The sequence below is a fragment of the Chimaeribacter coloradensis genome (assembly GCF_002858715.1).
Lineage (GTDB): Bacteria > Pseudomonadota > Gammaproteobacteria > Enterobacterales > Enterobacteriaceae > Chimaeribacter > Chimaeribacter coloradensis.
The window spans coordinates 1-13,053 of sequence record NZ_PJZH01000016.1 but is presented as its reverse complement, the minus strand read 5'-3'; the positions used below and the strand labels follow the sequence as shown (position 1 = coordinate 13,053).

Genomic DNA, 13,053 nt, shown 5'->3' with positions numbered 1-13,053 from the left:
TTCAGTAATAGGTGCATTAAACGCCCCGGCTGTGATGGCCGGGGCGTTTTTTTATGTGCTTTTACCGGGCAGGCCTGTCTCAGGCCGTTTTCTGATGGATAAGGTGCAACGGCGGGGCGATGTCCAGCGTGATGTCGGGGTTCTGCCGGAACTCGTGCGGGGTAATGTTAAAGCGCTTACGGAACATGTAAGTAAAGTGCGACTGGGAGCCGAAGCCAAAATCCATCGCAATGTCAAAAATTGGCGTATCGCTGGCACTGAGCTGGTACACCGCGCCCGCCAGACGGCGTTCGCGGATATATTTACCCAGCGAAATGCCTGTCGATTCTTTGAACAGCTTCTGCATGTGCCACAAGGAGTAACCGGAGTAGCTGGCCAGCTCTTCCAGATGGATGACGCGGCCAAGGTGGTTTTCAATCCACTTGCTCAGGGCGCAGACAACTGTGATATGAATATCGTGTGCCATGGGTTTGTCTGTTTCTGAATTTGGTATAGGGCAGTATACACAAAATCTATGAAATAGCGGAGTTGAGCGGGGCAGGGGGACATGGGCAGGGGCAAAGACGGCGGCCCGCTTCCCCGGCCCGCCGCCGTTCATCACAGGTGAAGGTGGTGAGCGAGGGTCTCCAGCGCCCCCTTCCGATCGTCAGCAGGATCGGGTGACAGTGCACTGGCACCTTGCGCGTCAATCCTGACTGCCCACCATCCCTCAGCTTCACTGAATATGGCATAACTTCCCTGTTCACACGCCGTCAGTAAGTCGTCAGCCTCAAGCTGATAGACAACGTTGTCCAGATAGACCGTTCTAATCATTTCTCATCCTTGAATAGTGGGCCTGAATACAACCGGTGGCTGGCGCGCCATGCGGCTGCGGTATCGGGGTAATACCTCAGGCGGCATTCTAGTATCAGCTTACCGTGGACAGCTGTGAAGCGTAACGTCACAAATCTGCGAGTCGCCACAAAAAGTAGGATGATAAAGATGCAAATGATGATTTTTCAGCTGCTTAAAGGAGTTTTCAGCGGCTTAGAACAGTTGTACAGCCAGCATTATCATCGACAGCCAGAACAGCGCACAGCCGCTCAGCAGCAGGGTCCAGACAGACGTGAGTGTTGGGATCAGGGTCATGGCAGCCTCAGGGATCAGGGAAGAGAGCCGCCATTATCAATCAACCGGGAGGAAACAATGGGGGGAGCAGAGAGGCATTTCCCCGCCAATTTGTGCCGTAAACGCTTACTTTAGCAGCAGCCAATGAATCAGCCGGGCGATGGCATCATCCAACAGCACCACTGCGACCAGCACCCCGGCGATCAACCAGTAAAATTGCCTGCCCTTCACCAGCCAGCCCCTGCCGGCATCAGCCCCACGGGCTGGTACCTTGCATCAATGAAATAATACCGGCGCATACGGCGACAAAACAGACGAACACGATCAGTAACCGGATCATCAGCCAGAACTCCCTTATCTATGTTGGGTGATTTTACCGGATGCTATTTTTTCAGAAACGAATTCAAAAACAAACTGAATTTCTTGCCGGAGGCGGTGGGGTGAAAAGAGGGCACAAGCAGCAGAAATATACGGTGAACACGGCAGGGGTAATGCAGATAGCCGCAACCAATAACAAACCGGCAGCCCAGGGGCTGCCGGTCAATATTACCAGTCATCGCGGTCATGATGATGCCAGTGTGGCGGTGGGCCATCATGCCAGTCATCATGCCAGCGTGGCGGAGGCGGCGGCTCATGCCAGCGGGGCGGCGGCACGTCTTCATCAGGCTCTTCCACCCAGACCCAGCGGCCATCTTCGTGATGGCGGTGATGGTGGTGCCACCAGTGCGGGTCACGCCAGTCATCGCCATCCCAGTAATAACCGCGGCGATCCTGATCGCCGATATGCAGAGACAAACCGGGAACATCCACACCCAGTTCTACCCCAGCGTGGGAAACCAGCGGGAGCGATAACAACAGGGCACACAGCGTGACGGCTTTTTTCATCATAATAAACTCCAGCGCCTGATAGTCAGGTGCCGCTAAAGTAATCCTGAAAAAAGTGCACGCCTATAGGATTTTACCCTATTTACGCAGTCATACGGATTCTTAACAGTTGCAACTGAAAACATACATTTTTCACACTGTATAGCATGCGGCCGGGCTTAATAGTCGCTGTGTGTCAGCCACTCATCGGCATCGTCAAACATCTCTTCCACTAATCGGTTCAGTACCGATTTGTCCTGTTTGTTGGCATCACTGTTCAGGCCATTGGCTTGCATCGCTTTCACTTTAATCTCGGCATCCGGAAATACGCGGTGTACCCGTTTGGTCAGTTCAGCGGTGATCATGGCATGGGCATTCGGCAGCCCGGCCACATTGCGTTTATCGTAAATCAGCTCTACACGCATGGCGCGTCCTTATAAGGTGGCAAATTCAAGGTGGACGAATATACAGTGGTTGCCACCATTTCGCTATGGGTTTGCCGGGGCGGGCAAAAAAATTTTTTAAGGCCACCCCTCAATGCGGTATGGCGACGAGATCCTAACAACGCTGGAAGCCTTCGCACCCGGCCTGTCCCACCTCAACCGGGCATGATAAATCGCGAAAGCGATTTATCCAGGCGGCTTTACCCTGAATGTCGACAGAACGGGTATCTGATGATTTTAAGATAAGACTCTTATTATGCTGGCGAAATATAAATCGCCGTTTCTATAATGATTAATTTATTGCCCAGTGATTCATTGATAAGAATTATAAAATCAAATTTTTTATTTATTGGTTTTATAAATTTATCGGGGAAAATTGTTTTCCTGGATGATTAACTTACACTGAATTCTCTTTTTAAACAAGAGGAAATATTATTTATGCACTTGATTTTTAAGCTTATTTTATCGATCAAAAATTAACCAAAACGCCAGTTGTCAGTGATTTAAATTTAATTATCATTATTTTTAATGTCATTATTAAAATTCAAATAGTTAAATTAATTTTTTTAGATGAAGGTTGTTTATCTGCCAATAATTCAGTGCTAATTTATGGTGATAAATAGCTGGTTTCTGCTTTTGTCTTCCCGGGTAAGTTATTTTCCTTACGTCATCTCTTGCTTTATATAAAAGGAGTTATCGTGTCCAGTTCTTTTCAGAATGAGATCCCCAAGGCCCGCGTCAATATAAAACTTGATCTGCACACCGGCGGCGCCCAGAAAAAAATGGAATTACCCCTGAAGCTGGTCGTCATGGGGGATTACAGCAACGGTCAGGAGCATCGCCCGATCTCTGAGCGTGAAAAAGTCAGCATTAACAAAAACAACTTCAACAGCGTCCTGGCGGAGTTCGCGCCGGCCGTCAACCTCACCGTGGAAAACACCCTGGCGGGGGACGGCACCGAAGAGAACGTCCGCCTCGCCTTCCGCGAGATGAAAGATTTCGAGCCGGAGCAGGTCGCCCGCCAAATCCCGCAGCTGCGCGCCATGCTGGCAATGCGCAACCTGCTGCGTGACCTGAAATCCAATCTGCTCGACAACGTCACCTTCCGCAAAGAGCTTGAAAATATCCTGAAAGACCCGTCCCTCAGCGACGCGCTGCGTGACGAACTCAATGCCCTGGCGCCGAAGGCGTAATTCCTCAATTAATGGATTAATGCGAGATAATGCTTATGTCTGTCAACACTGAAAAAACCGCCTCTGCCGGTAAAACCACGGTGCTGGAGCACCCGGAAGCCGCAGGCGTCTATGCCTCCCTGTTTGAAAAAATCAACCTGACGCCGGTCTCTGAGCTGGGTGACCTCAATGACTTTCAGGACGGTGCGGCCCTGGCGGATGTGACCGCCGACCAGCGCGTCACCGCGGCGGTACAGGTCTTCCTGGCACGCCTGAAGCAATCCGGCCAGACGGTGGAGCGCCTGGACAAAACCCTGCTTGACCACCATATCGCCGAACTGGACCACCAGATAAGCCGCCAGCTGGACGCGGTGATGCACCATAAATCCTTCCAGCAGGTGGAGTCCGCCTGGCGCGGCCTGAAGTCGCTGGTTGACCGTACCGATTTCCGCCAGAACGTCAAAATCGACGTGCTGGACGTCGCCAAAGATGACCTGCGTCAGGACTTTGAAGACAGCCCGGAAATCATCCAGACCGGCCTCTACTACCACACCTACATCCAGGAGTATGACACCCCGGGCGGCGAGCCGATTGGGGCCATCATCTCAAACTATGAGTTTGATGCCTCTGCCCAGGATGTGGCGCTGCTGCGCAATATCTCCAAAGTGTCTGCGTCTGCCCATATGCCGTTTATCGGCTCTGTCGGCCCGGCTTTCTTCCTGAAAGAGTCGATGGAAGAAGTAGCGGCCATTAAAGACATCGGCAACTACTTTGACCGTGCCGAGTACATTAAATGGAAGTCGTTCCGTGACACGGATGATGCCCGCTATATCGGCCTGACCATGCCGCGCGTGCTGGGCCGCCTGCCGTATGGCCCGGACACCGTACCGGTGCGCAGCTTCAACTATGTGGAAGAGGTCAAAGGCCCGGACCATGAGAAATACCTCTGGACCAACGCCTCGTTTGCCTTTGCCGCCAATATGGTGAAAAGCTTCATCAAAAACGGCTGGTGCGTGCAGATCCGCGGCCCGCAGGCGGGCGGGGCCGTCACTGACCTGCCGATCCACCTCTATGATCTGGGTACCGGCAACCAGGTGAAAATCCCGTCTGAGGTGATGATCCCGGAAACGCGCGAATTTGAGTTTGCCAACCTCGGCTTTATCCCGCTCTCTTACTATAAAAACCGCGACTACTCCTGCTTCTTCTCAGCGAACTCCGCCCAGAAACCGGCGCTGTATGACACCGCGGATGCAACCGCCAACAGCCGTATCAACGCGCGTCTGCCGTACATCTTCCTGCTGTCACGCATCGCCCATTACCTGAAGCTTATCCAGCGTGAAAACATCGGTACCACCAAAGACCGCCGCCTGCTGGAGCTGGAGCTGAACACCTGGGTACGCACGCTGGTTACGGAAATGAAAGATCCGGGCGATGAACTTCAGGCTTCCCACCCGCTGCGCGACGCGAAAGTCATCGTGGAAGACATCGAGGACAACCCGGGCTTCTTCCGCGTGAAACTCTATGCGGTGCCACACTTCCAGGTCGAAGGGCTGGACGTGAACCTGTCGCTGGTCTCGCAGATGCCGAAGGCGAAAGCCTGAAGCCCGGAGGCGCAATGAAGATAGAGCGACCGTTATGGATGCAGGGCGTTATGGTGTCGCCACAGCATTTCCAGCAGCAGGCTGCTTTTACAGCCTGGCATACCGAGTGTATCGCGCTGATGGGCGTGATGCACCCCTGGGGTGTGCTGGCGGCTGAGTTTGATCAGGATGCGCTGAAACAGGGCCGGCTCCAAGCCGGCCGTCTGGCAGTGCGTTTTTCTGACGGCACCCTGACAGACAGTGACAACGCCGATAGATTGCCGCCAACGCTGACTCTGCCGGAAGGGGGCAGCGGTGACATTATCGCGATGCTGGCACTGCCGCAGATCTACGCGAATGGCGGCAATTGCCTGAAACCGGAGGAGGAAGCTGAACGTCCGGTACGCTATCGCCAGCGCTGGCACGATGTGCGTAACTGTTTTGGCGAAGATACGCGCCAGATTGCCACGATGCAGCATGAGCTGACGCTACGCCTGGACTCCCAGGATAACAGTGACTATCTGGTCTGCCCGGTAGCGCGCCTGCACCGGGACAGGCAGGGATGTTGGACACAGGACAGTCGCTTTATTCCACCGCTGTTGAGCCTGAAGGCCAGCCCATGGCTCATCAACCAGCTTGAACAGCTGATGACTCAATTGCGGGCCCGGTTGGCACGGCTGATGGCGATGCGCCGTGAGAGTAATGAGCGTATGGCCGATTTTGCCGTGGCCGATGTTTCCCTGTTCTGGCTGCTCAATGCGCTGAATGGTGCAGAGCCGGTGCTGGGTAATTTCCAGCGCCATGCGCAGGTGCATCCTGAACGTCTGTATCAGGAACTGGTACGTCTGGCGGGCAGTCTGCTGACATTTTCGCTGGCGCATACCGTCACTGATATTCCTGTCTACCGGCACAACCAATTGACCGATGTCTTCCCGCCGCTGTTTGGACTGCTTGGTGAGTTGCTTGAGGCCAGTCTGCCTTCGCGTGTGATAGCGGTCGAACTGACCCATGAAAAACGGCTGCGACAGTGGCAGGCTCGTCTGAACGACCCGCGCCTGCGTGAGCAGGTGGACTTTTATCTCTCGGTACGCTCGTCGCTGCCGGCGGTGCAGTTGCTGGAACAGTTCCCGCAACAGTGCAAGGTGGGCAGCCCGGATGAGGTAAATGAGGTCATCAATGCGTCGCGACAGGGTATTCCACTGCGCGCGCTAAGCCATGTGCCAGCAGCTATACCGCTGCGTCTGGAAAATCAGTATTTCGCACTGGATATGACCCACCCTGCGGCACAGGCCATGCAGGCGGCAGGAAGTTGCGTCTTTTATGTCCCTGGAACGCTGGACGAGCCCGAGCTTGAACTCTTTGCGGTGCTGAGAACATGAGTAACAACCAAACGTGTGATATCGACGCCTTGTTACAGGAGACATGGCTTGTGGTTATCAGCTTGCGCCATGGTCCGGTATTTAAGGAGGGTGAAGGGCAGCAGCTCTGGCAACGCTGTGTAGAAAACCTGGAGAGGGTGCAGAAGCACCTGATAGCTACCGATCACAGCGCAGAGAGCTGTCAACATATTCTGTATGCGCAGTGTGCATTGCTGGATGAGGCAGCAAAAAGCCGGGGAGTGCAGGACGACGCATGTATGCAATGGTATGACAGGCCATTACAGGGGCAATTTTTCGGCAAAATAAATGCCGGCGATCAGCTGTATGAACGTATGCGTCAGGTACTGCGTGAAGCTGCACCCGACAGAGCTGTGCTGACCTGTTTTCACCGGGTGCTCATGCTCGGATTTCTGGGCGGATTTAGTGATGTTAATGCACCGGAGCGCATACGACTGGTACGGGAACTGGGGGAACGGGTTCCAGCCTTCGGTGTTCCCCAGAATTATCCGGTGATGGCATTTGCTTCCGCCGGGCTCGGGGCAGTTGCCTGGTTACGCCACTGGCCGGTACGCATTGGCCTGTCAGTGGCGAGCCTGGCTGCGTTGTGGTGGGGGCTTGACCATTGGCTCGATAGCCTGATCACCACGCTGTTGCCGGGAGGGATGCAATGAAGCCCGCACTGCAACGGGGGTTATGGCTATGGGCGGGAGTGCTGGCCGTATTGTTATGCCTGCTGTTTTTACCCCTTCCGCCTGCTGCCCGGGGCGTCAGCACCGGTGTAGTCATTATGATAGTTATCATCGGTTTTATCCGGGCCGGGCGTCAGCCTGTGGGCACAGATGTCACACGTTTTTCCGATTTGCCGGAAGAACCTTATCGCCTCCCCGTCGTGCTGGTATGCGGAGAAACGGCAGGCTGGCCGGGGAAAAGTGCGGTCTATCAAACGTCACAGGGCTGCTGGCTGCGGGTAGATGAGGGCTGTGAACTGCACCATGTGGCACGGGAGTTATTGTGGCTACGCCCTGCCTGGGCCGGGCAACTGGCGGCGATGATTTGTGTTAACCCCCAGCAATACGCCTGTGGTCAGGTGCTTGCCCCCCGGTTGTATGAACTGCGCTGGCAGATTGGCCGGCTGCGGCGGGAAACCCGGCAGGCAGTTCCCCTGTTGTTAAGCAGCCATATCGCAGGGCAAGCTGTCACCGAATCTCTATGGCAGACCGCATTTCCCAGCGAGCCGGTGCGTGTCTGGCAGGATAACTGCGCGCCCTGCGGCGTAACGGCCTGGACCTCACAAGATGAAAGCGGCGTACGCTTGCAACAACAGGCGATGCTGAATAGCCTGGCAAATTGGTTCAGCCAGCATATCTCACCCACGTTCATTGATGAAAATCCTGATATTCCGCCGGTATTGCCTTATGCCGTGCTGTTCCATCAGGGCCAGTCGATGGCTGGGGCGATAGAGCATAACCTCTGGGTAGACTGGCTGAGGCAACAGACCTCTCTTGGCCAGGTGGCGGGTTGGATGCCGGTAGAAGGGAAAGAGACATCATCACTGCCGGACTTTGTGTTGCCGTTGTTGCCGAAAGGCCATGCTTCTACTCCCCGCCGTCGGGCGATATGCCATGCGCTTACGCTGTTTACTGTGGCTGCAATGATAGCCCTGTGCAGCAGCGGCTGGCATAACCGGCAGCTTTTGCAGCGCATCGCGTTTGATATCCAGCATTACTACACCGTACCCATGCAGGACTACCTCCCCAAAGCGCAGGCTGTCGTGGTATTGCGCTCCCACGCTACGCAACTGGACAGCTGGTCACGTAATGGGGAACCGCTACGTCTTGGTCTGGGGCTGTATCAAGGAAGTAGCCTTCGTATGCCGGTATTAAACGCCATTAAAAGCTACGTTCCGCCGCCACCCTCCTCTGAGCCGAAACCCACACCTATACCGAAGATCGTACGCCTCGACAGCATGTCGCTGTTTGACGTCGGCAGTGACCGGCTTAAACCCGGCTCGACGAAAGTGCTGGTGAATGCGCTGGTGGGGATTAAGGCCAAACCCGGCTGGCTGATTGTGGTGGCCGGCCACACCGATGACACCGGTGATGAGGCGTCCAACCAGCAGCTCTCGCTGAAGCGCGCGGTCTCGGTGCGCAACTGGATGCGTGACACCGGCGAGGTACCGGAGAGCTGCTTTGCAGTGCAGGGTTACGGCGAAAGCCGCCCGCGTGAAACGAATGACACGGAGGCGGGCCGGGCGGCCAACCGCCGGGTCGAAATCAGCCTGGTGCCGCAGGCGAATGCCTGTCAGGTCACCGGCGCAACCCCCGTATCACCGGCTCTGGGTGATGCGTTAACTCAAAAAATGGAGAAGTAAATCATGGCAATTCCAGTCTATCTGTGGCTCAAGGACGACGGCGGCGCAGACATCAAAGGATGTGTGGATGTCAAAGACCGCGAAGGCAGCATCGAAGTGGTGGCGCAGGAGCATAACCTCTATATCCCGACCGACAACAACACCGGCAAGCTGACCGGCACCCGTATCCACACCCCGTTCCTGTTTACCAAAGAAATCGATGCCTCCACGCCGTACCTCTACAAGGCGGTCACCACCGGCCAGACCCTGAAATCTGCGGAGTTCAAATGGTACCGCATCAATGACGCGGGCCAGGAGGTGGAGTACTTCAACACCAAACTGGAGAACGTCAAGCTGGTGAAAGTGGCTCCACTGATGCACGACATCAAAGACCCGGCGTATGAGAAGCACAATCACCTGGAAGTGATTGAGCTGCGTTACGAAAAAATCACCTGGACCTACAAAGACGGCAACATCATTCATTCCGATTCCTGGAACGAACGCACCACCGCCTGATACCTCCTCACAGCAGACGGCCCGCCGTCTGCTGTTTTTTGCTTTTTGTGTTTGCGAAATCAACACACGACGACGCAAACCCAAACAGCAATACAGACCCGGCACCGGCCTTATGCGCTTTGGATAACAGCGAAGGGCGGTAGCGTACCTGAAAAGGAGAGAAAGCATGGAGCAGCAAGCCGTATTACTTCGTCGTTTAAACCCCTATTGCGCACGGGCGCTGGAGGCGGCGGCCACGCTGTGCCGCACCCGGGCACATGCCGCCATCACGGTAGAGCACTGGCTGCTCAAGCTGCTGGAGCTGGGCGAGGGCGACATCACGGTGCTGGCGCGCCGCTATGAATGGGATATGGACGCGCTCTGGCAGAGCCTGCTGGCGCACCTCGACGCGCTGCCGCGCTCGGTGCAGACCCGCCCGCAGCTGTCAGATGATGTGCAGGCGCTGATGCAGGCCGCCTGGCTTACGGCCTCCTTGCAGCACGGTGCCGAGACCGTCCGCAGCGTGCATCTGCTGGAGGCGCTGATAACGCAGCCCTTGCTGCTGCGCTGTGAGGGGGCCTGGCCGCTGTTCAGCCTGAGCAGCGCCCAGCTTACCCGCCTGACGCCGCTGCTGGATGCGCAGTCTGACGAGCGGCCAGAACGGCAGCAGCAGGCGCGTCTTAACCAGGGCGTTCCCGCACTCGATGAAGCACAACAAAACGAGACGGACGGCACCGGCCACAGCCTGAGTGACGCCCTGCAGGCCGCGCTGGACAAATTCACCCTGGATGTCACAGCCAAAGCCCGGGCCGGGCAGATTGACCCGGTGTTCGGCCGCGACAGCGAAATCCGCCAGATGATTGACATCCTTTCCCGGCGGCGCAAAAACAACCCGATTCTGGTCGGCGAGCCGGGCGTGGGTAAAACGGCCCTGGTGGAGGGGCTGGCGCTGCGCATCGCCGAAGGCAATGTGCCGGAGAGCCTGAAACCCGTGAGCCTGCGCACCCTGGACCTCGGCCTGTTGCAGGCGGGCGCAGGGGTGAAAGGAGAATTTGAGCAGCGGCTGAAAAACGTGATTGACGCCGTGCAGCAGTCACCGGTGCCGGTGCTGCTGTTTATTGATGAGGCGCACACCATTATCGGGGCAGGTAATCAGGCGGGCGGCGCGGATGCGGCCAACCTGCTGAAACCGGCGCTGGCGCGGGGCGAACTGCGCACCATTGCCGCGACAACCTGGAGCGAGTACAAGCAATATTTTGAGCGTGACGCCGCGCTGGAGCGCCGCTTCCAGCGGGTCAGCGTTGATGAGCCGGACGATGCGGCGGCCTATCTGATGCTGCGCGGGCTGAAGTCCCGCTATGCGCAGCACCACGGGGTGCATATCCGGGATGCGGCCATCACCGCGGCGGTGACGCTCTCCCGCCGCTTCCTCACCGGCCGCCAGCTGCCGGACAAAGCGGTCGACCTGCTCGACACCGCCGGCGCGCGGGTACGTATGAGCCTTGATACCCTGCCGGATGCACTGACGGCCCTTCACGCCGAGCTGGCCGCACTGCTGCTGGAGCAGCAGGCCATTGAGCAGGATTTGGTGCTGATGCCGGACAGTGGCTCGACCCGCCTGCAGGAGATTGAACAGCGCCGCACCACGCTGACCGCAGAGCAGCAGCGGCTGCAGCAGCAGTACGACGAAGAGCAGCGCCTGACCCGGCTTATCATCGCGGCCCGTCAGGACATTGCCGATGCTGCCCGGCTGGCGGTGCTGCAGGAAGAGTTACTACAAGTGCAGGGCAGTGCACCGCTGCTGTCGCTGGATGTGGATGTGCGCACCGTGGCGGGCGTCATCGCTGACTGGACAGGCGTCCCGCTCTCCAGCCTGCTGAAAGATGAGCAGAGCGACCTGCTGCAACTCGAACAGCACCTGGGTACCCGGGTGGTGGGGCAGGAGGCAGCCCTCAGCGGCCTGGCGCAGCGCCTGCGCGCCGCGAAAACCGGCCTCACCCCGGAGAACGGCCCGCTGGGGGTGTTCCTGCTGGTCGGCCCCAGCGGCACCGGCAAAACCGAGACCGCCCTGGCGCTGGCGGACAGCCTGTTCGGCGGCGAGAAATCCCTCATCACCATCAACCTTTCCGAATACCAGGAGGCGCACACCGTCTCCCAGCTCAAAGGCTCCCCACCGGGGTATGTCGGCTACGGCCAGGGCGGTGTTCTTACCGAGGCGGTACGCAAGCGCCCCTACAGCGTGGTGCTGCTCGATGAGGTGGAGAAAGCGCACCGCGACGTGCTGAATCTCTTCTATCAGGTGTTCGACCGTGGGTTTATGCGCGACGGCGAGGGGCGGGAAATCGACTTTCGCCACACGGTGATTCTGATGACCGCCAACCTCGGCAGCGATGCGCTGATGCAACGGCTCGATGCGCAACCCGACGCCACCGACGGCGACTTGCACGAACTGCTGCGCCCGATTCTGCGCGACCACTTCCAGCCTGCGCTGCTGGCGCGCTTCCAGACGCTGATTTACCGCCCGCTGAGTGCTGACGCCCTGCGGACCATCGTGGCGATGAAGCTCACCCAGGTCGCCGGTCGCCTGAAACGTCACTACGGCCTGACCTGCACGGTGAAGGAGAGCCTGTACGACACGCTGGTCAGCGCCTGCCTGCTGCCGGACACCGGCGCCCGCAATATTGACAGCCTGCTCAACCAGCAGATTTTACCAGTGCTGAGCCGTCAACTGCTGCAGCGCCGGGCGCAGCAGCTGCCCACCACCCACCTGACGCTGGGCTGGGAGGAGGAGGAAGGCATTGTGCTGGAATTTGATGCAATAGAATAATCAGTAATACATGTTGTGCAGTATTTTATAGCGCTCTTTCATAAAAATTTTCTAAACGGATATGAGGGCTTGTTACATGTCCTCTGGGGTATTTTAAGAAATAATTAAAAGAGGTGTAGTATGGGTTACACATTTAATGATGATGCGGCTCTGAAGGCGCGTCAGTCAGGTAAAAGCAGAGAAGTACATCCCGCTGCAATAAAAAAATATGAAGAATGGCGACATTTAATAAAAGACAGGAGCATATCACCTGTTGAGGCCGCAAAGCAGGTGGGGAAATTAAGAATTGAAAAGCTTACCGGGAATATGTGTTCTATCCGGCTGACGCATGTGCACCGTGTGCTGTTTTCTGTTGACGGGCAGCAAATTACCGTCCATGCCATTGGGGGGCATTATTAAAGGCTTGGTATAAGAGCTAACCAAAGTGGGTTTTAAATGGTATTTAAATTTTGACTCCTGCTTTATCGTTTTTAAACATGGTTAGAGAGTGGGGGTAATGGCTTTAATGTTGGTTTGATAAAGTGATCTCTTAATTTTAAATATTTCCCCTGCTCTGCTGTTTTGATTTTTTTATGTTTTTTAGTTCGGTTTTTTATTAATTTCAGAAACGTTAATCCCTGGATTTTTATTATCTATAACTCAGGTTGATAAAATGAAAAAATCGTCTCCTCCGATAGCTTTTGACCACCGCCACCATTTACTCCGCGTGCGCGGCTGCACCGCTGAGCTGGACATCCTGGGCCTGAGCAGCGAGGAGGCGCTGAGCCTGCCCTTCTGTTACCGCCTGACCTTTACCAGCCCCGATAAGGCCCTTGACCCCGCTGCGTTCCTGATGC

The 13,053-nt window shown here is 56.2% G+C and carries 12 protein-coding genes and 1 pseudogene; 9 read left to right on the top strand and 4 right to left on the bottom strand.

Annotation, left to right across the window (positions count from 1 at the left end; translation table 11 throughout):
* Positions 1-79 precede the first annotated feature (79 nt).
* The 4 genes from CYR32_RS14655 to CYR32_RS14640 all read right to left on the bottom strand — a co-directional run bounded on the left by CYR32_RS14655 (position 80) and on the right by CYR32_RS14640 (position 2,396).
* Positions 80-466 carry a helix-turn-helix domain-containing protein gene (locus tag CYR32_RS14655; protein ID WP_101825702.1) on the bottom strand — a complete coding sequence of 129 codons (387 nt, stop codon included), beginning with the start codon at positions 464-466 and terminating at the stop codon, positions 80-82.
* A 131-nt stretch (positions 467-597) separates the two neighbouring features.
* Positions 598-813 carry a hypothetical protein gene (locus tag CYR32_RS14650; RefSeq protein WP_101825700.1) on the bottom strand — a complete coding sequence of 72 codons (216 nt, stop codon included), beginning with the start codon at positions 811-813 and terminating at the stop codon, positions 598-600.
* An 840-nt stretch (positions 814-1,653) separates the two neighbouring features.
* Positions 1,654-1,995, bottom strand: a complete 342-nt coding sequence (locus CYR32_RS14645) for a DUF2502 domain-containing protein (RefSeq protein ID WP_420912841.1) — start codon at positions 1,993-1,995, stop codon at positions 1,654-1,656.
* A gap of 155 nt (positions 1,996-2,150) precedes the next feature.
* Complete coding sequence (locus tag CYR32_RS14640) at positions 2,151-2,396, bottom strand: DinI-like family protein (protein ID WP_072930436.1); 246 nt, start codon at positions 2,394-2,396, stop codon at positions 2,151-2,153.
* Positions 2,397-3,109: 713 nt separating this feature from the next.
* Here CYR32_RS14640 and tssB point away from each other — a divergent pair.
* The 9 genes and pseudogenes from tssB to CYR32_RS14600 form a co-directional block, all read left to right on the top strand.
* Positions 3,110-3,607, top strand: a complete 498-nt coding sequence (tssB, locus tag CYR32_RS14635) for a type VI secretion system contractile sheath small subunit (protein ID WP_180319906.1) — start codon at positions 3,110-3,112, stop codon at positions 3,605-3,607.
* A 35-nt stretch (positions 3,608-3,642) separates the two neighbouring features.
* Positions 3,643-5,187 carry a type VI secretion system contractile sheath large subunit gene (gene tssC, locus CYR32_RS14630; protein ID WP_101825735.1) on the top strand — a complete coding sequence of 515 codons (1,545 nt, stop codon included), beginning with the start codon at positions 3,643-3,645 and terminating at the stop codon, positions 5,185-5,187.
* A 14-nt stretch (positions 5,188-5,201) separates the two neighbouring features.
* Complete coding sequence (gene tssK / locus CYR32_RS14625; RefSeq protein WP_101825696.1) at positions 5,202-6,545, top strand: type VI secretion system baseplate subunit TssK; 1,344 nt, start codon at positions 5,202-5,204, stop codon at positions 6,543-6,545.
* Entirely contained in the window at positions 6,542-7,216 is a 675-nt protein-coding gene (gene tssL / locus CYR32_RS14620) for a type VI secretion system protein TssL, short form (RefSeq protein WP_101825694.1), read from the top strand. The genes tssK and tssL overlap by 4 nt, the downstream gene beginning before the upstream one ends.
* A gap of 338 nt (positions 7,217-7,554) precedes the next feature.
* Positions 7,555-8,916 (top strand): OmpA family protein, encoded by a 1,362-nt coding sequence (locus tag CYR32_RS14615; protein ID WP_338152917.1) that lies wholly within the window; start codon positions 7,555-7,557, stop codon positions 8,914-8,916.
* Positions 8,917-8,919: 3 nt separating this feature from the next.
* The gene (gene hcp, locus CYR32_RS14610; protein ID WP_101825690.1) at positions 8,920-9,411 is read left to right on the top strand and encodes a type VI secretion system effector Hcp; all 492 of its coding nucleotides are present in this window, start codon (positions 8,920-8,922) and stop codon (positions 9,409-9,411) included.
* A gap of 166 nt (positions 9,412-9,577) precedes the next feature.
* The gene (gene tssH / locus CYR32_RS14605; protein WP_101825688.1) at positions 9,578-12,217 is read left to right on the top strand and encodes a type VI secretion system ATPase TssH; all 2,640 of its coding nucleotides are present in this window, start codon (positions 9,578-9,580) and stop codon (positions 12,215-12,217) included.
* A 120-nt stretch (positions 12,218-12,337) separates the two neighbouring features.
* A complete protein-coding gene (locus tag CYR32_RS21455) occupies positions 12,338-12,616 on the top strand; it encodes a type II toxin-antitoxin system YoeB family toxin (protein WP_146000705.1) in 279 nt (92 codons plus the stop codon).
* A 253-nt stretch (positions 12,617-12,869) separates the two neighbouring features.
* Positions 12,870-13,053, top strand: a pseudogene (locus CYR32_RS14600) (type VI secretion system tip protein VgrG); the annotation flags it as partial.